26 protein-coding genes are annotated in these 24,875 nt (G+C 57.1%); 13 read left to right on the top strand and 13 right to left on the bottom strand.

The window, feature by feature from the left end; genetic code table 11:
• Window positions 1-10 precede the first annotated feature (10 nt).
• The 5 genes from FHW16_RS18825 to FHW16_RS18845 all read left to right on the top strand — a co-directional run bounded on the left by FHW16_RS18825 (window position 11) and on the right by FHW16_RS18845 (window position 4,656).
• The gene (locus FHW16_RS18825; RefSeq protein WP_182550809.1) at window positions 11-988 is read left to right on the top strand and encodes an ABC transporter permease; all 978 of its coding nucleotides are present in this window, start codon (window positions 11-13) and stop codon (window positions 986-988) included.
• Window positions 989-1,003: 15 nt separating this feature from the next.
• Window positions 1,004-1,882, top strand: a complete 879-nt coding sequence (locus FHW16_RS18830) for an ABC transporter permease subunit (protein WP_182550860.1) — start codon at window positions 1,004-1,006, stop codon at window positions 1,880-1,882.
• Window positions 1,879-2,694, top strand: coding sequence for an ATP-binding cassette domain-containing protein (locus tag FHW16_RS18835; RefSeq protein WP_182550810.1), 816 nt, complete (start codon window positions 1,879-1,881; stop codon window positions 2,692-2,694). Before FHW16_RS18830 ends, FHW16_RS18835 begins: the two co-directional genes overlap by 4 nt.
• Window positions 2,691-3,617 carry an ABC transporter ATP-binding protein gene (locus FHW16_RS18840; protein WP_182550811.1) on the top strand — a complete coding sequence of 309 codons (927 nt, stop codon included), beginning with the start codon at window positions 2,691-2,693 and terminating at the stop codon, window positions 3,615-3,617. The genes FHW16_RS18835 and FHW16_RS18840 overlap by 4 nt, the downstream gene beginning before the upstream one ends.
• Before the next feature lie 136 nt (window positions 3,618-3,753).
• Complete coding sequence (locus tag FHW16_RS18845; protein WP_182550812.1) at window positions 3,754-4,656, top strand: AraC family transcriptional regulator N-terminal domain-containing protein; 903 nt, start codon at window positions 3,754-3,756, stop codon at window positions 4,654-4,656.
• A 3-nt stretch (window positions 4,657-4,659) separates the two neighbouring features.
• On the opposite strand, the gene FHW16_RS18850 is transcribed toward FHW16_RS18845, so the two are convergent.
• From FHW16_RS18850 to FHW16_RS18875, 6 genes are all read right to left on the bottom strand, one after another.
• Entirely contained in the window at window positions 4,660-5,736 is a 1,077-nt protein-coding gene (locus FHW16_RS18850; RefSeq protein ID WP_182550813.1) for an ABC transporter ATP-binding protein, read from the bottom strand.
• Window positions 5,733-6,668, bottom strand: a complete 936-nt coding sequence (locus FHW16_RS18855) for a PfkB family carbohydrate kinase (RefSeq protein ID WP_182550814.1) — start codon at window positions 6,666-6,668, stop codon at window positions 5,733-5,735. The genes FHW16_RS18850 and FHW16_RS18855 overlap by 4 nt, the downstream gene beginning before the upstream one ends.
• A gap of 4 nt (window positions 6,669-6,672) precedes the next feature.
• Window positions 6,673-7,695: an SIS domain-containing protein gene (locus tag FHW16_RS18860; RefSeq protein ID WP_182550815.1), complete on the bottom strand. Its 1,023-nt coding sequence runs from the start codon at window positions 7,693-7,695 to the stop codon at window positions 6,673-6,675.
• Entirely contained in the window at window positions 7,692-8,537 is an 846-nt protein-coding gene (locus tag FHW16_RS18865; protein WP_182550816.1) for a carbohydrate ABC transporter permease, read from the bottom strand. Before FHW16_RS18865 ends, FHW16_RS18860 begins: the two co-directional genes overlap by 4 nt.
• Entirely contained in the window at window positions 8,537-9,418 is an 882-nt protein-coding gene (locus tag FHW16_RS18870; RefSeq protein WP_182550817.1) for a carbohydrate ABC transporter permease, read from the bottom strand. The genes FHW16_RS18865 and FHW16_RS18870 overlap by 1 nt, the downstream gene beginning before the upstream one ends.
• A gap of 111 nt (window positions 9,419-9,529) precedes the next feature.
• The gene (locus FHW16_RS18875; RefSeq protein ID WP_182550818.1) at window positions 9,530-10,768 is read right to left on the bottom strand and encodes an extracellular solute-binding protein; all 1,239 of its coding nucleotides are present in this window, start codon (window positions 10,766-10,768) and stop codon (window positions 9,530-9,532) included.
• A gap of 220 nt (window positions 10,769-10,988) precedes the next feature.
• Here FHW16_RS18875 and FHW16_RS18880 point away from each other — a divergent pair, with 220 nt between their 5' ends.
• Complete coding sequence (locus tag FHW16_RS18880) at window positions 10,989-12,203, top strand: ROK family transcriptional regulator (protein WP_182550819.1); 1,215 nt, start codon at window positions 10,989-10,991, stop codon at window positions 12,201-12,203.
• On the opposite strand, the gene FHW16_RS18885 is transcribed toward FHW16_RS18880, so the two are convergent.
• Complete coding sequence (locus tag FHW16_RS18885; RefSeq protein WP_182550820.1) at window positions 12,204-13,532, bottom strand: aspartate aminotransferase family protein; 1,329 nt, start codon at window positions 13,530-13,532, stop codon at window positions 12,204-12,206.
• A 149-nt stretch (window positions 13,533-13,681) separates the two neighbouring features.
• Between FHW16_RS18885 and FHW16_RS18890 the strand changes: the two genes are divergently transcribed.
• A complete protein-coding gene (locus FHW16_RS18890) occupies window positions 13,682-14,230 on the top strand; it encodes a cupin domain-containing protein (protein ID WP_182550821.1) in 549 nt (182 codons plus the stop codon).
• A 10-nt stretch (window positions 14,231-14,240) separates the two neighbouring features.
• On the opposite strand, the gene FHW16_RS18895 is transcribed toward FHW16_RS18890, so the two are convergent.
• A complete protein-coding gene (locus tag FHW16_RS18895; protein ID WP_281410131.1) occupies window positions 14,241-14,828 on the bottom strand; it encodes a helix-turn-helix transcriptional regulator in 588 nt (195 codons plus the stop codon).
• An 82-nt stretch (window positions 14,829-14,910) separates the two neighbouring features.
• Between FHW16_RS18895 and FHW16_RS18900 the strand changes: the two genes are divergently transcribed.
• From FHW16_RS18900 to FHW16_RS18920, 5 genes are all read left to right on the top strand, one after another.
• Entirely contained in the window at window positions 14,911-15,657 is a 747-nt protein-coding gene (locus FHW16_RS18900; RefSeq protein WP_432652053.1) for a CoA transferase subunit A, read from the top strand.
• A 1-nt stretch (window position 15,658) separates the two neighbouring features.
• A complete protein-coding gene (locus FHW16_RS18905; RefSeq protein WP_182550823.1) occupies window positions 15,659-16,300 on the top strand; it encodes a 3-oxoacid CoA-transferase subunit B in 642 nt (213 codons plus the stop codon).
• 283 nt (window positions 16,301-16,583) lie between these two features.
• Window positions 16,584-17,843, top strand: a complete 1,260-nt coding sequence (locus tag FHW16_RS18910; RefSeq protein WP_182550824.1) for an efflux RND transporter periplasmic adaptor subunit — start codon at window positions 16,584-16,586, stop codon at window positions 17,841-17,843.
• Complete coding sequence (locus FHW16_RS18915) at window positions 17,840-18,562, top strand: ABC transporter ATP-binding protein (RefSeq protein WP_432652054.1); 723 nt, start codon at window positions 17,840-17,842, stop codon at window positions 18,560-18,562. The genes FHW16_RS18910 and FHW16_RS18915 overlap by 4 nt, the downstream gene beginning before the upstream one ends.
• A gap of 2 nt (window positions 18,563-18,564) precedes the next feature.
• Entirely contained in the window at window positions 18,565-19,764 is a 1,200-nt protein-coding gene (locus FHW16_RS18920; RefSeq protein WP_182550825.1) for an ABC transporter permease, read from the top strand.
• Window positions 19,765-20,498: 734 nt separating this feature from the next.
• Here FHW16_RS18920 and FHW16_RS18925 read toward each other — a convergent pair.
• The 4 genes from FHW16_RS18925 to FHW16_RS18940 form a co-directional block, all read right to left on the bottom strand.
• Window positions 20,499-21,131, bottom strand: coding sequence for an outer membrane protein (locus tag FHW16_RS18925; protein ID WP_182550826.1), 633 nt, complete (start codon window positions 21,129-21,131; stop codon window positions 20,499-20,501).
• A gap of 406 nt (window positions 21,132-21,537) precedes the next feature.
• Entirely contained in the window at window positions 21,538-22,500 is a 963-nt protein-coding gene (locus tag FHW16_RS18930) for a DUF6454 family protein (protein WP_182550827.1), read from the bottom strand.
• A 67-nt stretch (window positions 22,501-22,567) separates the two neighbouring features.
• The gene (locus FHW16_RS18935; RefSeq protein ID WP_182550828.1) at window positions 22,568-23,140 is read right to left on the bottom strand and encodes a peroxidase-related enzyme; all 573 of its coding nucleotides are present in this window, start codon (window positions 23,138-23,140) and stop codon (window positions 22,568-22,570) included.
• 26 nt (window positions 23,141-23,166) lie between these two features.
• The gene (locus tag FHW16_RS18940; protein ID WP_182550829.1) at window positions 23,167-23,352 is read right to left on the bottom strand and encodes a hypothetical protein; all 186 of its coding nucleotides are present in this window, start codon (window positions 23,350-23,352) and stop codon (window positions 23,167-23,169) included.
• A gap of 265 nt (window positions 23,353-23,617) precedes the next feature.
• Between FHW16_RS18940 and FHW16_RS18945 the strand changes: the two genes are divergently transcribed.
• Entirely contained in the window at window positions 23,618-23,884 is a 267-nt protein-coding gene (locus FHW16_RS18945) for a helix-turn-helix domain-containing protein (protein WP_182550830.1), read from the top strand.
• A 90-nt stretch (window positions 23,885-23,974) separates the two neighbouring features.
• On the opposite strand, the gene FHW16_RS18950 is transcribed toward FHW16_RS18945, so the two are convergent.
• Entirely contained in the window at window positions 23,975-24,799 is an 825-nt protein-coding gene (locus tag FHW16_RS18950; RefSeq protein WP_182550831.1) for an alpha/beta hydrolase, read from the bottom strand.
• Window positions 24,800-24,875: the final 76 nt, after the last annotated feature.

Raw genomic sequence — 24,875 nt, forward strand, 5'->3', positions numbered from 1 at the left:
GGAGATGCATATGGCTTTTTTGCTTCGACGCCTCGGATTCTATCTGGCCGCCTTCATTGCGGCTGCCACGATCAATTTCTTCCTGCCGCGCCTCATGCCGGGGGATCCGATCCAGATCATGTTTTCCAGCACCGGCACCGAACTGTCGGCGGAAAATCTCGAGTCGTTGAAACTGACGTTCGGCTTTGTCGACGGGCCGCTCTGGCAGCAGTATCTTACCTATCTCAAGAGCATTTTTACGGGTGATCTTGGCCGTTCGATCAAGTACTTCCCGTTGCCGGTCACCGAAGTCCTCGGTCATGCCCTGATCTGGACCGTGGCCCTGATGGGGACAGCCACGCTCATCAGTTTCACGCTCGGGACGTTCCTTGGCATTCTGGCAGCCTGGCGGCGCGGCAGCGTCTTTGATGTGGTTGTATCCGTTGGTGCGATCTTCGCTACATCCGTTCCGGCGGTTGTCACATCGCTCATCGTACTTTTCTTCTTCGGCTTCACCCTCAACTGGTTCCCGACTGGCTATTCCGCCGATCCGGCGCTCGATCCCTCGTTTTCCCTCACCTATATCGCCAGTGTCCTCTACCACGGCATCCTGCCGATGCTGACCCTGTGCACCGTTCTGACAGGCGGTTTTGCCGTCACCATGCGCAACAACATGATCAATCTTCTCGGTGAAGATTATATCGTCATGGCGCGGGCAAAGGGCCTTTCCGACAGCCGGGTCATGATCTGGTATGCAGCACGCAATGCTCTCCTGCCGACGGTGAGCAGTCTCGCTATCGCCATCGGCACAGTGCTGGGCGGCTCGCTGGTGACCGAAGTCGTGTTCAATTATCCGGGCCTTGGCAATATCCTCTATCAGGCCATCCTCGCCCGTGATTATCCTGTCATTCAGGGGCAACTGCTGATCATGACCATCGCCATGCTTGTCGCCAATTTCATCGTGGATATCAGCTACGTGCTGCTTGATCCGCGCCTGCGGAGGACATGAGCCATGAAATCCCTCATCGCCGGACTTGTCCGCAACCGCAAAGCTCTTGTCGGCATGATCATTCTTCTGATCATCGTCCTGATTGCACTCGCGGCACCGCTGCTGACGGAGTACAATCCCGCAGCTCGTGTCGGCAGGCCGCACCAGCCGCCCTCCGCCGACCACTGGCTCGGCACCACGCGTATCGGTCAGGATGTCTTTGCCCGGCTCATCTATGGGGCTCGAACGTCGCTTGCCGTCGGCTTCGGGGCAGGGTTGTTGATCACCGTACTGGGTACAGCCCTTGGCATCATTGCCGGATATCGCGGCGGCAAGACGGATGAAGTCATCAGTTTCTTCACCAATATGGTGCTGGTGGTTCCCAATCTGCCGCTGCTGCTTGTGCTTGCCTCCTTCATCGGTCAGGCCAGCCCGCTGGTTATCGCGGTCATTTTGGGCTTCACATCCTGGGCTTGGGGCGCACGCGTCACCCGCGCCGAAACCCTTTCTGTCAAGCAAAAGGATTTTGTCAAATCCGCCGAAATGATGGGCGAGCCGCGCTGGCGTATCATGACCTTTGAAATCTTTCCCAATCTGATTTCCATCGTCGGTATCAACTTCATCGGCAGTGTGATCTTCGCTATCATCACGGAAGCCACGCTGGAGTTCCTTGGTCTCGGTGATCCCAAGACCGTTTCCTGGGGCATGATGCTCTACAATGCACAAAAAGCGTCTGCCCTGTCGGTCGGTGCGTGGTGGGATATTTTGACGCCCTGTTTTGCCCTTGCGCTTCTCGGGATCGGCCTGTCGCTTCTGAACTTTGCCGTCGATGAGATTGCCAATCCGCGTCTTCGCACGGGAAACAGCATGAGCCGCTGGTCGGCGCTCATCCGCTCCGGGGAGGGCCGCCTGTGACCACACCGCTGCTTCAGGTGAAGAACCTCACCGTCGACTATATCGGTGACACCTCGGATTTTCGCGCGGTGGATGATGTCAGTTTTGACGTCGCCCATGGCGAGACCTTCGGGCTTGCTGGAGAATCCGGTTGCGGCAAGAGTACGATTGCCTTTGCCATCAGCCGTCTGCACAAGCCTCCGGCGTTGATCCGGTCCGGCGAAATATTACTCGAGGGCAGGGATGTGCTCGATCTCAATCCGGTAGAGCTGCGGGATTTTCGCTGGCGCGAAGTTGCCATGGTATTTCAGAGCGCGATGAATTCGCTCAATCCTGTGCTGCGCATTCAGGAACAGTTTTACGACGTGCTGCGCACGCACCAGAAGATGAACCGGGCGCAAGCCCGCGAGCGGACAGCGGAGATGCTGCGTCTTGTCGATATTCCTCCTGATCGCATGAAGGACTATCCGCACCAGTTTTCCGGCGGCATGCGCCAGCGTATCGTTATTGCGATCTGCCTTGCGCTGAACCCCAAGATTGTGGTGATGGACGAGCCGACCACCGCGCTCGATGTGGTGGTGCAGCGCGAAATCCTGCAGCGCATCAACGAACTGCGCCGCACGTTCGGCTTTTCCGTGCTGTTCATCACCCATGATCTCGGCCTGATGGTGCAGTTCTGCGACCGCATCGGCATCATGCTGGCGGGAAAGCTGGTCGAGCAGAACACAGCGGAAAACATTTATGGCGATCCGCAGCATGACTATACCAAAAAGCTTTGGGCTTCCTTCCCCTCCCTGCATGGCGAACCTGCGACGGAAAGGGCACCGACATGAACGCTCCGGAAACTCCTATCCTTGAACTCGACCGCGTGTCGAAGTCCTTTGGCACTGCGCCGTTCAAGGTGAATGCTGCGCAATCGGTTTCCTTTGAGCTGTATGCGGGTCGAACCCTCGCGCTTGTCGGTGAATCCGGCAGCGGCAAGACCACCTGCGCAAGGCTGGTGATGCGGGAATATACGCCGAGCGAAGGCCAGTTGCTGTTCAAGGGTAAACCTGTTGCTACCGACAATGCCAAGGCGCTGGCTAGGTATCGCCGCTCCGTGCAAATGATCTTTCAGGACCCGTTTTCCTCGCTCAATCCGGCCCACACCATCGATTACCATTTGCGCCGTCCGCTGCAGTTACACCGGCGTGATCTCAGGGGCAAACAGATCGATGCAGCGATCGAAGAACTGTTGACCCGGGTCAAGCTCGATCCGAAAATCGTCGCGCACAAACACCCGCATGAACTGTCAGGCGGGCAGCGCCAGCGGGTCAATATCGCCCGAACACTGGCGGTTGGTGCCGAAGTAATCGTTGCTGACGAACCGACATCGATGCTCGACGTTTCCGTGCGTCTCGGCGTCCTCAATCTGCTCAACGAGATGAAGCGGGATATGAAGCTCGCGCTGCTCTATATTACCCATGATATTGCCACGGCTCGGTATGTCGCGGAGGACATCGTCGTCATGTATGCGGGGCAGATCGTTGAATGGGGCAACGTCAACAAGGTCATCGACAACCCGCAGCATCCCTATACACGGCTCCTTCTGTCGGCGGTACCTGATCCCGAGATGCCATTTGATGATCCGAAAGCACAGCTCAAATCGACAGATGTCGAGGATATCAGGCGTTTATCTGCCGTTCCGCAGGATCGCATCGTTGCTATCGAGACGGATCATTTCATCCGCCAGGTCGCGAGCAGCAGGGCGGCGTAAAGCCCGCTATTGCGATTGACTGAAACTGCCGGATGATTGCACAATCCTCCAAATCGATCCGAACCCGCTGGTTTGGCTCTGGTTCGTACGTGTGATGACACCTAGATAGGGTGGGCATTACCCGAGGAGACCCGCCGTGGAAAAAATTACCGAGCTTGCACAATTGATCGAAAAGCACACGGGCGCCGATGGGCTGTTTTCGACGGATATTCCGCGTCTGAATCTCGCACGGGCTACAGCTCCGTCAGAGCCGAACCACGTCGTGCACGAACCTGCCGTCTGTGTCATTGCCCAGGGCCGAAAGCGCGCCATGCTGGGTGACGAGGTCTATTATTATGACAAAGCCACCTATCTGACTGTATCGGTTGATCTTCCGATTGTCGGGCATGTCATCGAAGCCTCGAAAGAAGAGCCCTATCTCTCGTTGCGCCTTGATCTTGATCCCACCATGCTCAGCGCATTGCTGCTTGAGGCGCCCAAAGACAGCTTCAGCAATCAGCTCCCCGATCGCGGCATGTCGTTGAATCCCATGGGACCGGAACTGCTCGATAACGTTGTCCGTCTTATCCGTCTTCTTGACACGCCCAAAGACATCCCCATGCTGGCGCCGCTCACCGAGCGCGAGCTGCTGTACCGGTTGCTCACCGGGGAACAATCGGGGCGCTTGCGCCAGATCGCCCAGTCGGAAAGCCGCCTGCATCAGGTGAACAAAGCCATCGGCCTGATCAAGCGCAATTTCCGCAAGACCCTGCGCATCGAGCATGTGGCATCCGAAGCCAATATGAGCCCGTCATCCTTCCACCAGCACTTCAAGGCCGTTACATCGATGAGCCCGCTGCAGTATCAGAAGCAGTTGCGGCTGCAGGAGGCGCGCCGGCTCATCCTCAGCCAGTCGCTGGATGCAGCGACGGCGGGCCATGCGGTGGGTTATGACAGCCCGTCGCAGTTCAGCCGCGAATATGCCCGCCTGTTTGGTCAGCCGCCGCTGCGCGATATCGCCCGGCTGAAGGATGTGCCGGAATACCTTCTGGAAGGCTAAACCTCAGAGCCGCTTGCCGGTTGCCTTGTCAAAGATGTGCAGGGCACCGGCATCGATGGCAAAGCGCTGGGCGGTACCGGCAGTAACCTTGGACTTTGGCGGCAGGCTGGCGGTCAGACGCTGGTTGCCGATTGTCGATGTGACGACCAGTTCAGGCCCGGTCAATTCCACCACTTCAACCATTGCATCGATGCCAAAGGCCATGTCCCCGGTTGCTGCGAGGCTCAGGCTTTCAGGGCGGATGCCGATTACCACATCGCGCGCCTGACCGGCTTTCTCCTTGATATCGTCGGGCAGGGCGAGGCTGCTCAGCGAGCCATCAATATGGGCGATGCCATCGGCCACGGTGGCTTCCAGCATATTCATCGGCGGTGAACCGACGAAGCTCGCGACATAGCGGGTGGCTGGGCGGTTGTAGATTTCGTCAGGTGTTGCCAGTTGCTCGATCTGGCCGTCGCGCATAACGGCGATCCGCGTTGCCAGTGTCATGGCCTCGATCTGGTCATGGGTCACGTAGACAATCGTGGTTCCAAGCATCAGATGCAAACGCTTCAGTTCGGTGCGCATTTCCATGCGCAGTTTTGCATCGAGGTTGGATAGCGGCTCGTCGAAGAGAAAGATTTGCGGATCGCGCACAAGCGCCCGGCCGATGGCAACGCGCTGGCGCTGGCCGCCGGATAGCTCGGAAGGCTTGCGCTCGAGCAGGTTTTCAATCTGCAGGATTTTTGCTGTCTTCTGAACGGCCTCCGCGCGCTCCGCAGCGGGAACCTTGCGCATTTCCAGCCCGAAGCCGATGTTACGGGCGACGGACATGTTCGGATAGAGCGCGTAGGACTGAAACACCATGGCGATATCCCGGTCCTTCGGATGCACGCCCGTGACCGAGCGGTCACCGATACGCACGTCGCCTTCCGTGGCTTCGGCGAGCCCTGCAATTATATTGAGAAGCGTGGATTTCCCGCAGCCGGACGAGCCGAGCAATACCAGAAACTCGCCGCTGGCCAGCGACAGGTCAATGCCTTTCAGGGTCTCTACAGTGCCATAGCGCTTGCGGATGTCGATGAGTTCAAGGGCGCTCATAGCGCATTCTCCGGTATGGTATCGAGGTCATGGCTGTCATAGCGGCGGGGTACGGTCGAGATGGCTTTGGACGCTACGTGAACACCGGCGGCAATGCAGTGCTGCAGGGGCATTTCTCGGGCAAGCGCCGCCAGAAACGCCGCATTGAAGACATCGCCCGCGCCAATTGTGTCGGCAACAAAAACCAGCGGTGCCACGGTTTTGACTACTGCATTGTCGGGTCCGACGGCGAGCGCACCGGCCGATCCGCATTTCACCACAACGATGGCGCTTTCCGGCATCAATGCCTTGAGTTTCAACGCCGCCTCCGCGGGTTCGATACTGTTGGCGAGGCGCGTTGTTTCCACCTCGTTGAACAGGGCGCAGTGACAGCGCGACAACCATTTACGGGTCGCCTCGCGGTTGGCCTCGGTCCAGCCGCCGATCGGCCAGCCCGTATCGAGCGCGACGCGGATATCGTTTGCGTCGGCCCAATCAAACAATGCGTCGTAGTCCGTAACCAGCGTATCGGTCAGGAATGAGCCGCACAGGAGGATATAGCCGCCGCGCAACCGCTGCGTGTCGAGCATCGAGCGGACTTCCGGCCAGGACAGCGCGCCGAGGTGTCCGCGTGTGGTGAAGAACGTGCGTTCTCCATTGGGATGCGTGATACCGACGGACAGCGTGGTGCCTGTGGGTGCAACCGGCCAGCGCCTGCCGCGCTCGCCGAATTCCTTGTGCAGCCATTCACCGAACTGGTCGGTGCCGACATTGGCCGCGATCTGAAAGTCGATCCCGAGCCCTTCCCAGGTCAGCGCCGAATTGCCGGCCGAGCCGCCGACGCGCAGTTCATCGTAATCGACCATGATCTCGGTTCCGGGCGTCGGCCATGGATCGGCAGGGCCCAAAATCAGATCGACGTTCACATTTCCAACAACAGCCAGCGGGCGCATGTATCTATTCGCTCCGCGTAATCTTTGTCGAGCGGACGGGTGTCCCGACATTGGTAACCCGTTCACCCGCAAAAGCGATCATGAAACGTTGCGCGGCGGGCAGCAGCGCGAAAATGGCGGCGATACCGGTGGCTTCACCGACATTGATCGTGGTGACGCCGTTGACCGGCTCTTCTCCCGAGGCATCAAACACCACGACAGGCGATCCGGCTTCGGAAGCGGACATTGCCATTCGGGCAACCAGTTCGGCGGTTGCATCGTTGGCACGGAAAAGCACAACACCAACCTTTGGTCCGAGCATTTCCATTGGTCCGTGGCGCAATTGCCCGCCTTCCAGCGAGAAGCAGGGTATGCGCGACAGTTCGGTCAGGCCCAATGCGATGGCTTCGGCGACACCCTGCAACCGGCGGCCCGATGCAACCACCGAGGAGACGCCGCTGAGTGTTGTCACGGCCGCATTGATCTCTATCCCGCTGCCTGTTTCAAGGCGATTGAGCGCTGCGGACGGGTCGTCACCCAGCGCGGTCAAAACGGCAAGATGCAGTGCAAAGCTGACAGTAAGACTGCGGGTCGCGGCAAACGCATTTTCTGTACCGCCCGCACCCACAAGCGAGGGCACTGTACGCGCGAGTGTCGATCCGCCTTCGAGTGTCAGGCCGAACGTATCGGGAAGTATGCCGGCCTCGGCAAACCAGCGCAGCACTTCAGCACTTTCGCCGGACTGCGATGTCACAAGAATGGTCCTGCCGGTGAGAGGCACCGGCTGTCCAAGCTGCTCCGACAGCGGCATCGCAACCGCATCAATACCCAAACTGCGATAAAGTGGCTCGACGGCGCGGCTGACAGCGTGGGAACCGCCCATGCCGAGCAACAAGAGGCATCCGTTTTTGCGCAGCGATTGGGCAATGGTTGCGGCAAGCGGCTTCGCGGCTTCGAAGGAAGCAATTGCATCGGCATTCTGCCGCGCCATTTCCTTTTCAATCGCAACAAGGCCCGCTGGCCGGTTTGGTTCAGAAGTCATGCTCATCCTTTGACGCCGCCATTGGTCAGGCCCGAAATCAGGGCACGCTGCATAAAGAGACCGATGATCAGCGGGGGCAGGGCGGCCAGCACACCCGCTGTGGCTATCAGTCCGTAATCGGAGACCCGTCCGCCTGCGAGATCGGCAATGGCGACGGTGAGGGTTTTTGCCCGCTGATCGGAGGTAAACAGCAGGGCATAGAAGAATTCGTCCCAGGCAAGCAGGAAGGCGAAGAGCGCCGCTGTTGCCATGACAGGCGCGGCAAGCGGCAGCGTTATCAGGCGCAGGATCTGGTCAAGCCGTGCGCCATCGACCGTGGCCGCGCTTTCGATTTCGCGTGGAATGGAATCGAAACCGGATTTCATCAGCCATGTGGTGAACGGCGCAAGAATGGTGAGATACACCAAAGCCAGTCCGAAAACGTTGTTCAGAAGGCCAAGGGCAGACAATGCCATGTAGAGTGGAACGGCCAATGCTACTGGCGGGAGCATATAGGTGGCGATAACAGCGTAAAGCGACCATCCGATAGCTGGCGTGCGTGACACCGCCCAGGCAGATGGGACCGCCACCAGAAGTGCGGCAGCCGTTGCCATCCCTGCGACCTCAAGACTGTTGAACAGCGAGGCGACGAATGCCTGTCCGGCGCTGTTGGCAACGCTCGACAGGAGAACGCCATAGCGCGACAGGTCAATGGTCTCGGGCCACCACCGCAAGGGCTTGGTGATCAGGTCGGTGGTCGATGAAATGCTCATGATGAACAGCCAGACCACCGGCGCGAGGATGACTGCCGCCAGCAACAGGGCTGCGGCGTAGACGAAGATGGTGGCTGTCAGACTGCGGCGTTCCATCAGGTGGCTCCTGCGCTTTTGCGGATCAATGCCGCATAAGCCACGGCAAGGACGGTAACGAGAAGCGTGACAATCAGTGCAAGGGACGCACCCGATCCCGCTCGCTGGAACGAGAATGCTTCCTGATACACAAGGATCGAGAGCGTGCGGGTGCTGTTGGCCGGTCCGCCGCGGGTCATCACCCAGATGAGATCGAAAACTTTGAATGCCTCGATGGTGCGCAGGACCAGCGCAACCATCAGCGGACCAGCAAGATAGGGCATGATGACGAAGCGGAATCGGGCCCACGCGCCGGCTCCATCCACCATGGACGCGGCCGTGATATCACGCGGCACGGCCTGCAACGCAGCAAGTGCAATCAGAGCCACCAGCGGAAAGTTCTTCCAGCAATCGGCAACGATCAGGGCAGTCAGCGCCGTTCCGGGCTCGCCGAGCCAGGAGCGATAGGCGTCGAGGAGGCCGATCTGTGTGAGGGCGGCATTGAGCGCACCATATTCGGGGTTGTAGATCAGCCGCCACAGGGTGGCGTTGACCACCGTGGGCAGGGCCCATGGCAGGATCATCAGCGCGCGCAGGATGGACCGGCCGTAAAACTGCTGGTTGAGGAGCAGCGCTGCCAGAACGCCGATCACCATTTCGGCCCCGACCGAGAGGACGGCAAACAGGGTGGTGGTGATCAAAGTCCGCTGAAAATTCGAACCGGACAGCATTTTTACATAATTGTCGAAGCCGACGAAATTGCCTTCAGTGCCAACCAGCTTGGCATCTGTGAATGACAGACGCACGGTGTCGACTAGAGGCCAGCCAATAATCGCAATCATGACGATGAGGAGCGGCAGCATCAGAAGCCAGGCGCGTGTCGTAATCCAATTGCTCGTCATAAAATAATGCCTGCCCGGTTAATCCCTCTCCGTCGTTCCCGGGCTTGACCCGAGGATGACGGAAAGGGAGGTGTTGGATGAAGGCAGCTAACGCGCCGCCTTCACATTACATCACAGTCCGCTGTTTTCTGCGGCTGTTTTGAGAGCGTCTTCCGGCTTGTTCTGGCCGAGAAGCGATTCCTGCACGGCCTGCTGCAGAGCGGTCGACAGTTCCTGATACTTCGGCGTTGTCGGGCGCGGGTACATCGCTGCAAGACTTTGCTTCGCGGCAGCGATCAGCTCCTCCTGCCCCTTGGACACAGCCGGGTCGGTATAGGACGAGGCCCAGATCGGCAGGCTCAGCTTGGCGTACTGGTTCTGCGTCTGTTGCGACGTCATGAACGTGATGTACTTCCAGGCCTCGTCGGGATGCTTGCTCGTGGATGTGATACCAAGACCCATGGAGCCGTTGACGGCTGACACGGTGCTCTTGCCGTCGACACCCGGTGCCGGAACGACGCCGACCTTGCCGGCAACCTTGCTGTCCTTCGGGTCGTTGGCCATATTGTACATGTAGGTCCAGTTGAGTGCGAAAGCAGCTTCGCCGTTCTGGAACACGCGGCGTACATCCTCCTCAAGAAATTCCTTCGAGTTGGGGTTGGTCAGGCCTGATTTGTAGCTGTCGACCATATAATTGAGTGCTTCGAGACCGCCGCCTGTCTGGAATACCGGCTTGCCATCTTTGAGGAAGCTGCCGCCATAGGCGCTGACCAGCGTTGTGTAGTCGCAAATTGCCGCTTCCGCCTGTGACCAGCTCCAGGCAATCGGCGTTGCCAGCAGGCCCTTGTCCTTGATTGTCTTGGCCTGCTCAGCCAGTTCAGCCCAGGTCTTCGGCGGATTCTTGATGCCGGCCTTTTCAAGGATTTCCTTGTTGTAGAACAGGTACTTCGTGTCGAGAATCCACGGCATGCCATAGCGCTTGCCCTCGTACTTGACCGTAGTCCATGCCCCGGGAAGAACGCCTGTCTTCATGTCGCCGGTGATCTTGTCCGATACGTCAAGCAGCACCTTGTTGGTGGCATACTCCGCCGGCCAGATCACGTCGAACAGAACCACGTCATAACCACCGCCCGAACCCTGCGCGAGAACGGTCTTGTCATGCAGGCCTTCGTAAGGAACAAATTCGAGATTGACCGTCACGTCAGGATTGGCCTTGGTGAAGGCATCGGTCATTGCGCGTACATCGGCTTCGCTGTAGGCGGCCTGCGCCATGAACAGGGCGTTGATCTTGGTTTCCGCATGGGCAGGAGAAGCGAGCGCCGCTCCCAAAAGGGTCGCGCCCAGAAGCGCGGTCTGAAAGGATTTCAACATGGTACCTCCTATTTGGCCTTTGTAGCTCAAGCGCCGTCCATCATGGACAACACCGATTGGTCGTCACAGTCCGGGAGCTTTTCTGTTCAGGATCTGCCCGCGACGCGCTTACGTCCAGCCAGTGCTCACATTCCCCAAGACTCTTGTGGTCTTTTGCATTAAATCAATTGTCTTGACTTATTTCTTGATCAATATTGTTCTGGTGTCAAGAGGGGACAGAATGGACGCGAGAAAATCGATCCGGGCAAAGAGCGGAACCAATCTGGGCGGTGCGAGTGCGCACAACCGGCGCATCATGATTGATGCGTTGCGGGTCAATGGCGCCCTGTCCCGCGCGGATCTTGCGCGTGCCACCGGGCTGACGCCCCAGACGGTTTCCAACATCATCGAGGAATTGGCCAGTGACGGGCTCGTGCAATCCCAGGCGAGTGTTCGCAAGGGCCGCGGACAGCCTGCTACCCCCTATCAGCTCGTGCCGGACGGTGCCTTTGCCATTGGCCTGCAGATCGACCGGCACGTCACGCGGACCGTGATCGTCAATCTCGTAGGCGATGTGCTTGTGCAGTTTGAATCGAAGCTCCCGGCCGGCGGCCCAGCTGAAGGCGTCGTCGTCATTCTTGACCTTGTCGAAAGAGCCCGTGAGGCATTGACGGCGCAGTTTCCACAGGCGGCGCGAAAGCTTGTGGGCCTGGGTCTTGCCATGCCGGGACCGTTCGGCATCAATGAACTTTATGATGATCCATGGATGATGACGGCCTGGCAGAACTTTCCGCTGGTTGAGCGGATTGCTGAGGGTACGGGTCTCGAAGTTGCCTTGCAGAACGACGCTTCGGCTGCTGCAACGGCTGAGCGTCTGCTTGGCGCAGCACACGGCCTCGATCACGTCGTCTGCATCTATCTGGGCTACGGTCTCGGCGCGGGCCTGATCCTCAACGGCGAACTCTATGGGGGCGCCTACTCGAATGCCGGTGAGATTGGCATGATGCTGGCACTGGCACCCGGTGATGGTCCGGACGTGGAGCCATTGGAGCACTACACGTCGATGGCTTCCCTGTGCAACGTATTGGGGCTTGATCACTCGGACCCTAAATTGTTCGAACAGGTAACCGATGCCGTGATCAAAGGCGGTCCGGTGGTGGAAAGCTGGATTGCCAATGCCGCCGATCGCCTGCGCCGGACAGTACAGATGCTCGAATCAATCTTTGATCCGCAAACCACCATTCTGTGCGGCGGTGCGCCAAAGGCTTTGATCGATAGTTTGATACAGCGGATGGAACCCGTCTTGCCATCCATTGCCGACCGGGCTCTTCGCTATCCCGAGCCCCGCCTTCAGGCAGGGCTCGCAGATCCTTGGTCGGTCGCCTTGGGAGCGGCAGCGGAACCGATCGCGCGGGCCTTTGACCCGCGCTTCTCGGCAATTCTGAAAACGCCCTGATCAGGCAGCGTTTTTGATGGCATCGCCCAGCATGGAGACAATGCTGTCGATCTGCTCTTTCTCGACGATCAAAGGCGGCGAAAGTGCAACGATATCGCCGGTGACGCGCACCAGCAGGCCGTTCTTGAAACAGTCGGTGAAGACATCATAGCCCCGCGCGCCGACGGCATCGGGACGCGATGCCAGTTCGATACCGGCAACAAGGCCGATGGTGCGGATGTCGGTGACATTGGCGAGCCCCTTGAGGCTATGGAGCGCATCCTGCCAGTGTTCGGCCACCTCGCCCGCCCGCGTCAGCAAGCCTTCCTCCTCGTAGACTTCCAGCGTTGCCAAGCCGGCGGCACAGGCCACCGGATGACCCGAATAGGTATAGCCATGGAAAAGCTCGATCTGGCTTTCGGGGCCATGCATCAGCGCGTCGTGAACGGTCTCGCTGGCAAACACGGCACCCATCGGCACGGCACCGTTGGTCAGGCCTTTGGCTGTGGTGACGAGATCGGGTACCACGCCGAAATAATCGACTGCAAAGGGAGTGCCGAGTCGGCCGAAGCCGGTAATCACTTCATCAAATATCAGCAGGATACCGTGCTTCTGGCTGATGGTCCGCAGGCGTTCCAGATAGCCCTTCGGCGGCAGGAGAACGCCGGTTGATCCGGCGACCGGTTCAACGATGACGGCCGCGATGGTCTCGGCACCATGCAATGCAACCAGCCGTTCCAGATCGTCCGCCAGATCAGCACCGTGTTCGGGCAGGCCCTTGACGAAGGAATTGCGGACGGGATCATGGGTATGGCGGATATGATCGGTACCCGGCAGGAGCGGAAATACGCGGCGGTTGTTGACCAGACCGCCGACGGAAATGCCGCCGAACCCAACGCCGTGGTAACCGCGCTCGCGGCCAATCACCCGGGTGCGGGTTCCCTGTCCGATGGCGCGCTGATAGGCGATGGCGATCTTGAGTGCGGTATCAACGGACTCCGACCCGGAGCCAGTGAAGAAGACTTTGGTCAGGCCGGCCTTTTTGCCGCCGGGTGCCCGTGCGGCGAGCTTTTCGGCAAAGTCGAATGCCAGTGGATGGCCCATCTGGAAGGAGGGTGCGTAGTCCATGGTCACCAGCTGGCGCGCTACGGCGTCGGCGATCTTCTCGCGTCCGTGTCCGGCGTTGACACACCAGAGACCCGCCGTTCCGTCGAGTACCTGGCCGCCATCGACATCCGTGTAGTACATGCCCTTGGCAGAAGCGAGCAGGCGTGGTGCTGCCTTGAACTGCCGGTTTGCGGTAAAAGGCATCCAGTAATTTTCGAGTGACGGGGTGTTGCTCATGAGCATGATGGAGACTCCTCTTCTCGATGCAGGGAGCCATGCTTTCTATTGGGCAACAAGTCCTTTTCTAGCTCCATGCAAACCATTGATTTTACTGGAGCATAAGTTCATAAATTCATTATATCAAACATATAGAACAGTCAGAGAGGCGCTTCATGCAAATTGATCTCGGCGGACGCCTGCGTTTCCTGCGGCAAAGGCATAACCTGTCGCAACGCGAACTTGCCAAACGGGCGGGTGTGACCAATTCCACCATTTCGCTGATCGAGTCCAATCAGACAAATCCATCTGTCGGTGCGCTCAAACGCATTCTCGACGGCATTCCCATCGGTCTTTCCGAGTTCTTCGCCATTGAACCGGATCGCAAGCAGAAGGTGTTCTACGAAGCGGGCGAACTGGTCGAAATCGGCAAGGGTAATATCTCCTATCTGCAGATCGGCGAGAATCTGTTTGGCCGTGCCTTGCAAATCCTGAAAGAACGCTACGAACCCGGTGGCGATACCGGCCGCGTCATGCTTGTGCACGAAGGGGAAGAAGGCGGTGTCGTCATCAGCGGCCGGATCGAAGTGACTGTGGACGACCAGCGCAGGATACTTGGTCCCGGCGACGCCTATTACTTCGAGAGCCGACAGCCGCATCGTTTCCGCTGCGTCGGCCCGAATCCCTGTGAAGTTGTCAGCGCCTGCACGCCGCCGACGTTCTAGAGCAGGGCTCTCACCGCAAGGACGAGAACCACGCAATCAGTTCTGCGCTGTTGCGTAGCCCGAATGCGCGCATGATGCGTGCCCGGTGGGCCTCGATTGTCCGTTTCGACAACCCGATCTCATGGGCAATCTGCATATTGGTCTTGCCCTGCGAGACAAGGGTCAGCACCTGCTTCTGCCGGTCGGAGATCAGGCTCGCATTGCCCGCCACCGTCCGGTTCATCGGCTCGAAGCAGTAAAGCGCTTCGGCAAAGGGATCGGTGTGATTGCCGCTGCGCCCACGTACCCGGCACCAGAAGCTTGCACCGTCGCGCCGCCGCATGACCCGCTCATCGTAATAGACACGGCCACCGGCGAAATTTGTTCGCCACATTTCTCCGGTACGAACGAAATCGGTGATCTTTGGATAGAGGCGGCTGAAGCTTTGGTCGATCAACTCGTCGCGTTCATAGCCGAAGGTCTCGGCGAATTCGAAATTGCAATCGCGTATGATACGGTGGGTCGCATAGACCATGGGCACCGGCATGTCGGTCAGGACGAAGCGTTTTGCGCTTCCTGAAACAGCAATGTCGGAGATAGGAAACTCGGCTGCGGTCATGCAGTATTAATACGACTACCTGTGGCACCAAGACAAGCCATACCGTTGCGGCAACGGCAGCTCTCAAACCCTGCCGCAGCGGATGGAGAACAATGGGAGACTGTTCTTGAAAAAAGTTCATTCAAATGTAAGCGATGCGCTGGAAGGTGTGCTGTTCGACGGCATGACCATCATGGCGGGAGGCTTCGGTCTTTGCGGCATTCCGGAAGCCCTGATCTATGCGATCCGGGATTCAGGGGTAAAGAACCTGACCGTTATTTCCAACAATGCCGGCGTTGATGGCATTGGCCTTGGCGTGCTTCTGGAAACCAAGCAGATCAGCAAAATGATCTCATCCTATGTGGGTGAGAACAAACTGTTCGCCCAGCAATATCTGTCGGGTGAGCTGGAGCTTGAATTCAATCCGCAGGGCACGCTGGCCGAACGCATTCGGGCCGGTGGCGCGGGTATTCCGGCGTTCTTCACCAAGACAGGTGTCGGCACAATCATTGCCGATGGCAAGGATGTGCGCGAATTTGACGGCGAGTCCTACGTGATGGAGCGCGGTCTGTTTGCCGATCTGTCCATCGTCCATGCATTCAAGGGGGACACGGAAGGCAATCTCGTCTATCGCAAGACGGCCCGCAACTTCAACCCGATCATGGCGACCGCCGGCAAGGTGACAATTGCCGAGGTCGAAAATCTTGTCGATGCTGGCAAGATCGACGGCGACCATGTCCATACGCCCGGTATTTTCGTCAAGCGCATCGTGCATGTGCCAAACCCTGTCAAACATATCGAACAACGGACGACCCGTCCGCGTCTTGTCGCTGCAAGCGAGGTGAACTGAGATGGCCTGGACACGCGATCAGATGGCCGAACGGGCCGCCAAGGAACTGCAGGACGGTTTCTACGTCAATCTGGGTATCGGTATTCCAACCCTTGTCGCCAACTACATCCCGACCGGCATGAGCGTTCAGCTGCAGAGCGAGAACGGTATGCTGGGCATGGGGCCTTTCCCCTATGAGGGCGAGGAAGACGCCGACCTCATCAATGCGGGCAAGCAGACCATCACGGAACTGCCGACGACCAGTTATTTCTCCGGTGCCGACAGCTTCGGCATGATCCGCGGCGGTCATATCGACCTGTCCATTCTTGGCGCCATGCAGGTCGCCCGCAACGGCGATCTGGCCAACTGGATGGTTCCGGGCAAGATGGTCAAGGGCATGGGCGGCGCCATGGATCTGGTGGCCGGTGTCAAGAAGGTCGTCGTCGTCATGGAACACGAGGCCAAGGGTGAGGCCAAGCTTCTGGAGGAGTGCACGCTTCCGCTCACCGGACAGCGCGTTACCGATCTCGTTATCACCGATCTTGGCGTCTTCACGATCGAGCGGCGTGGTGACCCGAAGATGACGCTCATCGAGATTGCGCCCGGCGTGACGGTGGACGAAATCAAGGCCAAGACCCAGGCGTCTTTCGACGTCGCTTTGTAATATAATTTTGTTTCACAAGAACCGGCGGAGGATCAACCTTCGCCGGTTTTTGTTTGTCAGGCCGACAAACTGCTGGCTTGGCTTCATTTTTCGTCATTTGGTCTGCAATGCTGACGCAATCTGCATCTGCGATCGTCAGAATCGATATTGAAGTACGCTCGTTGCCCGTTCGGACGGTCAATAGTAAAAAGGCTCATCGCATTGAAGTCTGTTTTTTATGCGTTTATGTCACTCAAAGCGCTTTGGCGCATCATGCAACCGATAAAGCGAATGGCGTAACGGCGTGGACTCTTCAAGCAACCAACCCGACCTGAGCAAGACTTTGGCCTCCATCGTCGACAACAGGAGCCGGCGAAATATTTTTCGCAGGCATCCGTTCCTGTGGGGTGGCGGACTTCTGATTATCGGCGGTCTGCTGGCGATGTCCTGGTTTTCCAAGGGCACGCATTACACCTATACCGAGAAACCCCTGACCAAGGGCACGCTTTCTATCACCGTATCGGCGACAGGTACGGTGCAACCCACCGAGCAGGTGGATGTGTCAAGTGAGCTTTCCGGCACGGTGCGTACCGTTCTCGTCGACTACAACAGCTTTGTCGGCAAGGGCGATGTGCTGGCTACGCTCGACATCGACACGATCAACACCAACATTGAAAGTTCGAAGTCCAAGCTTCTGGCCTCACGGGCCCGGGTCGTGCAGTCCCAGGCAACATTGGAAGCCAAGAAGAACGCGTTCGAGCGTATGACCGCGCTGCAGGACAGCAGGGTTTCATCGGTGCGTGAGCTGGATGTTGCCAAGTCGGAATATGATTCAGCCGTTGCCGCGCTCGATGTCGCCAATGCCGAAGTGGCCGTTTCCCAGGCGGAACTGCAGGTGAATGAAACATCGTTGCAGAAATCAAGGATCATTTCCCCCATCGATGGTGTCGTGCTCAGCCGTTCGGTTGATCCCGGGGCAACGGTTGCTGCGGCGTTTCAGGCGCCCATTTTGTTCAAGCTTGCAGGTAACCTGAAAAAGATGGAACTGCAGGTGAATGTCGATGAGGCCGATGTGGGGCTCGTCAAGCCGGAACAGAATGCAACATTCAATGTTGACGCCTATCCGGATCGCACGTTCCCGGCGAAGATTGTCAATATCCGGTTCCAGCCGGAAACCGTCTCGAATGTCGTTACCTATAAGGCCATGCTGGCGGTTGCCAATGACGATCTCGCGCTGCGCCCAGGTATGACGGCCACGGCCTATATCAAGGTCAACGAAGTCAAGGATGCGCTGCTTGTGCCGAATGCTGCCCTGCGCTTTACGCCGCCGGATGCGCCTGCAAAGCCGGAGGTGGCTGCTGCAACCGAACAAACGCCTGCGCTACCGGATGCGGCTAAAAAGGAAGCAGGAACGCAACGTGCGGTCTGGGTGCTGCGTGATGGCAAGCCTGTCAAAGTCGACGTTTACACCGGTTCAACGGATGGACGCGATACCATCGTTCTTTCCGGTGATGTCAAGGAAGGCGATCAGGTTATCGTGGCCGCGAGCACGCCGCCGAAATGAACCCTCGCCAGCCCATGCAGACAACGGTGCCTCTGATTGAGTTCCGCGGGATTACCAAAAGCTACGGGGAGGGTGAAGCCGCTGTCCATGCCTTGGCGGGTGTCGACTTTGCCATCGAACGGGGCGATTTCGTTGCGATCATGGGTCCATCGGGTTCCGGTAAGTCGACGGCGATGAATCTTATCGGCTGTCTCGATCGGCCAAGCACTGGAAAATACCTGTTCGGCGGAACAGGCATCGATCAACTCGACCGGCATCAGCAGACGACTTTGCGGCGTGAATTGCTCGGCTTCGTCTTTCAGGGCTTCAATCTTCTGCGCCGCACGTCGGCTGTGGAGAATGTGGAACTGCCATTGATTTATCGCGGTATGGGCCGCGCCGAGCGGCGGGAGCGGGCGCTTGAAGCCTTGAGCCAGGTGGGGCTGGCGACACGCGCCCACCATGTTCCCTCGGAATTGTCAGGTGGCCAGCAGCAGCGTGTCGCGATTGCCCGTGCAATTGTCACCCATCCGCAGGTGCTCCTTGCCGATGAGCCGACGGGCAATCTCGACACGAAGACCAGCGTCGAGATCATGGAGCTGATTTCCGGTTTTAACCGCGATAACGGCATCACGGTGATTATGGTCACACATGAGCCTGATATTGCTGCCTATGCCAAGCGCACGATCCGCTTTGTCGATGGTCTCATCCAGAGCGACGAACGCAAACAGGAAATTTGACAATGCTGCTTGAAGCGTTCCGGCTCGCTCTGCATTCCATGTCGCGCAACCTTATGCGCTCTTTCCTGACAATGCTGGGTATTGTCATTGGCGTCGGCGCGGTCATTGCCATGGTCACGGTCGGCAATGGCACCCGGCAAAGGGTGACGGGTGAAATTTCGAAACTCGGCACCAACCTGCTTTTTGTGTCTCCGGGCAATCCAGAGCGCCGCTCGACCCTGCCGCCCCGCACCTTTGATATCAGGGATATCGATGCGATCCGCGATCAGATCCCGGGTGTCGCCGCTGTCGCCCCGCTTGGTCAGGTATCTGGCACCGCGATTCGCGAAGGCAACAGCCGGACGGCATCGATCATCGGCTCGACCAATGATTACTTCACCACAATGAACTGGCAGCTTGCAACGGGCCGCAACTTTCTTGAATCGGAAGAGCGCAGCGGACGCTCCGTCTGCATCATCGGGGCTACTGTTCAAAAGGCATTGTTCGGCGAAACCATCCCTGACGGCGACCGTATCCGCATCAACCGCATTTCCTGCGAAGTCATCGGTACGCTGGCCTCGAAGGGCAAATCCGTCGATGGCCAGGATCAGGACAACACGGTGCTCATTCCGTTTCGCATGTTTCAGCGGCGTATCGCCGGTTCAACCGACGTTTCGCTGATTACCGTTTCGGCGAAGGATGGGGCAACGGCGCCGGTCAAGGTCGCGCTGGAGGAGCTGTTCAAGGAGCGCCGCAAGATTCGCGAATCCGCTGACCGCGATTTCGAGGTGACCGACCTCAGCCAGATCCTCGGCATTGTTTCCATGACGACAGTGATTTTGACTGGACTTCTGTCCTCTATCGCGGCTGTCAGTCTGCTGGTCGGCGGCATCGGCATCATGAATATCATGCTTGTATCGGTGACCGAGCGAACGCGCGAAATCGGCGTGCGTCTGGCCATCGGTGCGACAGAGCGTCAGGTACTGACGCAGTTTCTGGTGGAGGCGATCGTGCTGTGTCTGATTGGCGGCCTGATCGGAATGGTCATTGGCCTCGTGCTCGCTTTTACGGCCGTGAGCCTTATGGGCGTACCGTTCATGTTTGACCCGTTCATTGTTCTGATTGCCTTTGGCTTCTCAGCCCTGATTGGAGTGGTCTTCGGCTATTTCCCCGCACGACGGGCTGCCCGAATGAACCCCATTGATGCATTGCGCTACGAATAATCAAATAAAGTGATGATAGAGTAAAATTTCAAACGGAATAATTGTAACAAGTTCTCTCTAAAACAAATAGTTAATGTAAAATAATTAAAAACTCGAAGTAAAAATGAATGATAACTATTTAATAGTAAGAAATATACGTACCATATAATAATGTAATTGCTGACTTATTAACATGGAGGAATGTTAATGTTTGGAGATCTTATTAGAGGCGTTATTGAAGCCGTTGCAAATCTTATATCAGGTATACTCGGCGGCTTGCCAATATAAAATAAATCGCCCGGATGTCTGATAATGACATCCGGGCGAAATTCTGACTAAACTTATATAATATAAGTTATACTTTGTAATATTTCAGAAAATATCATGTTGTTTGTATTATACATATAAAGTTATCGTGACTTTCTCTCTGTAGAATGGGATACTGGTGATCCGAGGAAGCGCCTCCCTTGTCTTTCCGTCAGAATGGAGCGCCAGGAACCTGCCCCTCAGTGCCTTTGGATTGATGGCTGGCGGCTCTGAATATGAACGGAGAGAAAGCAGTCTTTAGACGAGCAGCGACTGATGGGCGGGATCGCTGCCGGTGCTGCAAACCGTTTTCTCTCCGAACAGTGCCCATCATGGATAGGCACTTCTACACCGCAAGAACGCGAATGGGACTGAAATCCACATCCCTGCGGAGTTGTAGTCATGACATGATCCCGGTGCACGCTGGCTACCGGGACCATGCCTCATTGCTAGAACCGGTAGTTGATGCCGGCTTTGAGTTCGTGGCTCCCAATGTCGGTTTCACTGCGGCCAAGAGCCGATGTAGCCTTCACATTGGGCGTGTGGATGTAGTTGTACTCAATCTTGGCGGAGAGACCGCCGGCAAAAGCCTGTTCAACACCACCACCAACGAGGTAACCGGTTTTCCAGCCACTGGTGTCGCGCACCTTGTCACCGGCACCGAACTTGGTCAGGGCGACACCGGCCGTGCCAAAGACAAGTGTCTGATTGAATGTCAGGCCAGCCTTGGCCTTCGCTGCGGCACGCCATTTTTCCTCTATCTTGCCGCCCCGCACCTTGTGTTCGGCACCACCGAGGTATGAGCCTTCAAGTTCGGCACCGAGTACGGCTGGCCCCATCTGGTAGTTGTAACCGCCCTGGATACCGCCGCTCCAGCCGTTTCTGTCGGCAAAGGGATTGGGCATCTTGGTGAAGGCCGTACCGCCGTGGGCACCGATATAGGCACCGCTCCACTGGAATGCCGGCGGATCGTTGTAGACAGGGGCCGGATCGTAAAGATCGGCGGCTATCGCCGTTCCGGTCATGCCGGCGGCCAGCACAAACACGCTGGCGAACAAGACAGTCTTTCTCTGAGAGGACATTCGCATTACTCCAAACATACAAGCGCATGATCCACCGAACTGTCCGGCGACATGTTGATGCGCGGTTTCAACTCATGAGAGCCTGATACACCTGGGTTGATCACGCTCTGATACAGATGTCTTCCGGCACAATGATCGCCAGATCCATGAGATGGCCACCGAAACTCACGCAAAACCCCTGCAATCGACCACCCCACTTCCTGCAAAATCATAGCGCCGGAAGACATGGTTTATTTTGCAATTGAAGATTGCATGCACATTGCACAAAACAGGATAAAGAGTAATTTTATTATATATTTCAATAATTTATAGTATTTTTGTTTACGCTTTTTTAAGAAATGCGATCGAGCACGCTGCCGCTGGCGCCTTCAAGGATGCTGACGCCATAGGTATTCATGCAGCTGTGCTATTCGCCCTGCGCCTGATAAATGTAGATCGTCGACTTGTCGTCTTCGGGCATGAAATAGGCCTTCAGGCCCTTCTCCGCGGGCTCTATCCAGAAGGGGTTCTGGGTCATTGGCAGGCCGGTGTCCGTCCAGAGCTGTACTGGAACCTGATAGACAGGCTGATTGGCGGAGAGACTGACGATTTCCAGCCCGCCCAGCGAAAATTTGGGCCCGTCCTTCTTCATCTGATAGGCAGTCAAGCCACCGCACAGCATTTCGCTGTCGCCGAGATACTTGCAGTCCTGATAGTCGATGTAGTGCGAGGGATTGAGCTTGGCCAGCTTCGTCCGCGCCGTATCGGCATTGGTGACCATGCCCTTGTCATCGAGTTTGAACGTGTAGAAGCGGCGGGACCCCCAACTGACGGCATTGAGCGTTTTGTTCCCGGTATCATGAATGACGCCGCCGAGATGATCCTTGTACCGGAAGACCTCCTGCGCCGTCATGGTTTTCGGGGCGACCTTGTAGATGATGGCGGCGCTGTTCGGGCGATATTCGGCGACCGGAACAAAGATCGATGTACCGTCAAAGTCGATGCCGCCGGGATGATAGATCGAGCCTTCGCCCAGCGCGAGGTCCTGAAGCAGGTTGCCTTTGTCGTCGACCTTGAACAGATGGCCTTTGCCTTCGCCGGCATCCCGGTCATAGCCGTCACGGGGCTGATCATATTTGGTGGTGGGTTTGGTGATCTCAACGGAGCTTATGTAGAAGATGTCGCCGATCTTCACCATTCCCTGCGGATGAAACGTCGGGAAGTTCAAAGTGATCTGTTCCACCGGTTTCCAGACGGTGTTCCGGTCGAATGTTTTCAGCCGCTCGCTGATGGCGCGTCCGTCATGAACCGTTTCAGCATAGGCGGCTGGTCCAGCGATCGGTGCAAGCAGGGTAATTATTATGGCGAGTGTGTTCCGTATCGCAGACATCGGGTCATCCTCCTGTATCGTGCCTTAGGCGTAACGTGGTGAGATGACAGGCGCGTGAAGCGCCGGCCTATCCTCGACCCAGCACGTAAAACTCATCGTTGGGACGCATGTCTGTCGTATTGGCAAGCCGGTTTGACATGGCGAAAAAAGCAGAGATCGCCGCAATGTCCCACGTGTCGTTCTCGGAGAACCCGTGCGCCTTCAATTGCTCGAAATCCGAGTCTTCGACTTTATAGGCCTCGGTAGAGACCTTCATGGCAAAGTCGAGCATGGCCTTCTGCCTCGGCGAGATATCCGCCTTGCGGTAATTCGTGGCGATCTGATCGGCAATCAGCGGGTTCTTGGCGCGAATGCGCAGGATCGCACCGTGGGCGATGACGCAGTATTGGCATTGGTTGGCGCTGCTCGTCGCCACGACGATCATTTCCCTCTCAGCCTTGGTCAGCCCGCCCGGCTTGTCCATGAGCGCGTCGTGATAGGCAAAAAAGGCGCGAAATTCATCCGGCCGATGCGCAAGCACCAGAAAAACATTCGGGATGAAGCCTGACTTTTCCTGTACCGCCAGTATCCTCTCGGCAATATCTCCGGGCAACTCCGTGACAGCGGGCGTCGGAAAACGGCTGATTGGCGGATTGGGCATTTCTGGCGACCTCCGGGGTCCAGAGCCTAGTGAGTCTTCTCCACCACGCAGACCGGGCCCCTGTCCGGACGGCGCGCATCCGAGTCGACGCACGTCGCGTCGTAACGGAACGTGTCATAGTAGACACCGCCTGCACATCCTGTCAGCAGGGGAATTGTTACAACCAGGGGTAAAAATGCCGGTTTGAAATATTTCAAGGCGGGATGGTTCATTTCCGTCTCATCGCTCCTATATATACCCTGTCATATGTGACACAGTGGCGTAACAATCCACTGATATTCTTTAGGAATTGGTCGAGTTAACATTCCGCGAATTACAGTAGTCTACTGAAATCTGGTGCCTAAATAAGGCACGTTCGGACGGAGCTTTGCGATCACGTTTTGTGTGATCGCAGATAAAAGGCTTGATCCAACCGGATGGACGTATAAGTTCTGCCTTCCGATTTGTTAACCAACCATTCACGTTAGGAGCAAAGCGATGAGCACAACCGTCGGCGACTATTCATTGCCAGAAGCCATTTCCACGGCGATAGCCAATGGTACAAACATTGTTAGGGCGTTCCGCGAACAATTCGGATATTCCGTAGAGGATTTGGCCGTTGCGTGCGGTCTCACGAGCCTCGAAATTGATACAATTGAAAGCGGTCAGAATTCCGACCCGACTAAATTGGAACGTATTGCCCATGCCCTCGGGCTACCGGCAAATGCCATGACGCCTGAGGTTTCAAAGCGTCTAAGTGCATAAAATAACTTGATTTATTGAAATCAACAAATCGAAAAGACTGCCAGGGCCATATCCCAACTCTGGCAGTCTTTTGATTCGGCGTTCCCGTTTCTACAGGCAGAGCAGCGTGCGTGTCAGGGGGTGATCCCCATCGGCAAGGCCGTCGATCACATCGAAATGATGCTTTCCCGCCTCTTCCACAACATCTGCATGGCACTGGAATCCTGACCAGATATTGGCCAGCAGGGCGCTTTGGCGCACGAATTCTGGTCGTTCTGCGCCGCCGACCCAGGCCGTTACATCAACACCTTCCTGGGGCTCGAGCAGGGCAGGGCTCTCCAGCCGCGCCTCGACAGGATCGAGATGAAACGTTTCATTCATCCGTGTTTTCATGAGGGGACGCAGATCACCAATCGCCGATATGGGCACCGTTTTGTGGATGCGATGGCGAATTGGCTGACCGAGCGGTGAGGTGGATGACACCATGCGTGCCACAAGATGTCCGCCTGCCGAATGTCCCGTCAGATGGACCGGTCCGGGGATTTCTCCGGCGGCATGCGTGATTGCTATTCCAATCTGAACGGTGATGTCACTGATGCGGGCTTGCGGACAGAGTACATAGGAAGGAATGGCAACGGCAAACCCATGCGCAAGCGAGCCCTTTGCCAGATGAGACCACGTTGATTTGTCGAAACTCATCCAGAACCCGCCATGCACGAAGACAACCAGCCCCTTTACCTCGCCGCGCGGCATAAAAAGATCGAGGACATTGCGTTCGTGCGCGCCATAGCTGATGTCGGCTTTCAGCCGACCGACGGCAGTCATTTCCTCGCGAAAATCGGAGGCGAGACTTTTCCATCTTGGCGGGAAATCGTTCCCGCCCGGAATGTAGGCACCATTGGAATAGGCTGCGTCCCAATCGAATTTCGCGCTCATGACGGTTCCCCCCCATCGATGTCGTTGGCCAAGACTATCAGAGGCCAAGTCCGGAGCAAAATGCCGGGCTCAGCAG

Source organism: Phyllobacterium myrsinacearum (assembly GCF_014138285.1).
Classification (GTDB): domain Bacteria; phylum Pseudomonadota; class Alphaproteobacteria; order Rhizobiales; family Rhizobiaceae; genus Phyllobacterium; species Phyllobacterium myrsinacearum_A.